Origin of the sequence: Rahnella sp. CG8 (assembly GCF_023701875.1) — a bacterium.
GTDB classification, from domain to species: Bacteria; Pseudomonadota; Gammaproteobacteria; order Enterobacterales; family Enterobacteriaceae; genus Rahnella; species Rahnella aceris.
Genome location: NZ_JABAED010000065.1, coordinates 1 through 1,783, shown reverse-complemented (window position 1 = coordinate 1,783; position 1,783 = coordinate 1). Strand labels below are relative to the sequence as shown.

Below are 1,783 nucleotides of genomic sequence, written 5' to 3'. Positions count from 1 at the left end.
GAGAGTCCATCGTCCGCGCATAAGGCGTGAGTTACAAACGCAAATTTTTGAACAGACTCATCAATTAATTAGGGCAATTAAGCTTATTTTATACAGCCCCTTTTACTCCATGGGGCATGCATGGGACATAACTGCTTAGCTTCTGGTTTAGCATCGTCACCTGATCAGCGCTGCTTTCCGGCATCCAACTGCCATAAACGTTAAACACCATCTGGGCGCTCGAATGTCCCATCTGTGATGCGATGAATGACGGATTTGCACCCGCAGAAAGCGACCAGCACGCATAGGTGTGACGAGACTGATAGGCCTTGCGATATTTTAAACCTGCGCGTTTCAGTGCCGTTTCCCAGATTGCGCTGAGGGAACCCACTGCATAATGATAGCCGGAGTTTTCATTGTGGCGCATTACTCTTGGGCTGAAAACGAAAGTACAGGCATGGGATACTGAACGGCCATATTCCCGCAATTGAACATCTATTCGATGCTGCTTTGTCCCCCTGGTTAATCGTGCCTGACTTCAACCTGGTTAGCGCGATCAATAAATCTTCTGTTACCCAGTCATTAGGCTCTAACTGAATGATGTTGTGTGTGCTCATTTCAAACAGCTCCAATGATCTTTATGAAGATGACCGGCCAGCAGAATAGGGCTGAAGGTAAAAAAACGGAAGCGGGCGAAGAAATGCTTGCCGCTCCGAAATACATCAAAGAGCAATGGGTTCTATCCGGCATCCCTCGATCAGCCTGAAATAGAAACGCTTATTGTGGGGGGGATCTTGAAGGAGAGGCGACGATAATTTTCGGCGTCGTTACGCATATCATCAATGATGCGACGACCGATGAGTTTGATGATATTCCGTGTATTTGATTTAATTGCCTGCTGAAGACGCAGGGTTTATTCTAAAACCCTTCAAATCAAAAGGATATTGAGAATGGATACAACTGAAACGCTAAACGGAACATACTTCTATCACGGTCATGCCAACGTAACGAAAGAAGAGCTGTTCTGGCTTATCTTCATCGAATCTTTCGCAGACCATAGTGGAATGGCTGTTGAAACTGCCGCAACCATTATTGCAGGTCAGCCAATTTTACCTAAGCGCAAGGTACTGGGGGCTAAAGGCAACAAAACCAGCATAGCGTCGAAGATGGCAAGACGCATTTTTAATAATGCAAGATTCCCTGACGGAATGCGTATTGAATCATTGGTACTGGGCGAGGTACGCCATACGAACAAAGTCGGTGCTGTCGTCGGCCGCGCAGTTCCTTATCTTGGTTACGCTCAGGCAGTAGTAATGGTTGCTCTTGTGGCAAGGGATACTCGTAAAAAATACAACCTCATTGCGTATCCTCAAGACCGTGTGGCGTGGACGTACTTCTGATGGCAATTGATGAAAGTGAGATTCTTCAATACATCACTGAAAATTACAGTGAACGGAAGAAACCGGTCAGCAAAGACTGGACTTTTAGAGAACATTTTTACTTTGTACCGGAAGAACTGGAAGAAATGCTTTTAGATTTATTCACTCGGTATAACATCAAACACGACAACTTCAACATTGATGATTATTTTCAACCCGAATTACCGTGGTGGTGGTTTAGGCTGCGGCGGGAGTACAAAGAAAAGTCGTACAAGACTCTTACTGTTGAAATGATTATTGAGTCTGCAAAGGCTGGTAAGTGGCTTTACGATTAAGGGGCATAGCGCCTAATGCCGATCGTTTAAGGATCAGTTGACCGATCCGGTGGCTCGTGTAAAAAGGGTTCATGCTCATCATGGACCCTT

Annotated in this window: 3 protein-coding genes and 2 pseudogenes; 4 read left to right on the top strand and 1 reads right to left on the bottom strand. The window is 45.5% G+C overall.

Features of this window, described 5'->3' with window-relative positions:
- Positions 1-88 precede the first annotated feature (88 nt).
- Positions 89-517 (bottom strand): annotated as a pseudogene (locus tag HGO41_RS25680) (tyrosine-type recombinase/integrase); the annotation flags it as partial.
- Positions 518-619: 102 nt separating this feature from the next.
- Between HGO41_RS25680 and HGO41_RS25800 the strand changes: the two are divergent.
- The 4 genes and pseudogenes from HGO41_RS25800 (at position 620) to HGO41_RS25665 (ending at position 1,693) form a co-directional block, all read left to right on the top strand.
- Positions 620-745, top strand: coding sequence for a hypothetical protein (locus HGO41_RS25800; protein ID WP_255425860.1), 126 nt, complete (start codon positions 620-622; stop codon positions 743-745).
- Positions 746-763: 18 nt separating this feature from the next.
- Positions 764-865: pseudogene (locus tag HGO41_RS25985) on the top strand (DNA polymerase V); the annotation flags it as partial.
- A 64-nt stretch (positions 866-929) separates the two neighbouring features.
- The gene (locus tag HGO41_RS25670) at positions 930-1,379 is read left to right on the top strand and encodes an STM2901 family protein (RefSeq protein WP_013575294.1); all 450 of its coding nucleotides are present in this window, start codon (positions 930-932) and stop codon (positions 1,377-1,379) included.
- On the top strand, positions 1,379-1,693 hold the full coding sequence (locus HGO41_RS25665) for a DUF1493 family protein (protein WP_013575295.1): 315 nt from the start codon (positions 1,379-1,381) through the stop codon (positions 1,691-1,693). Before HGO41_RS25670 ends, HGO41_RS25665 begins: the two co-directional genes overlap by 1 nt.
- The last annotated feature ends 90 nt before the right edge of the window (positions 1,694-1,783 follow it).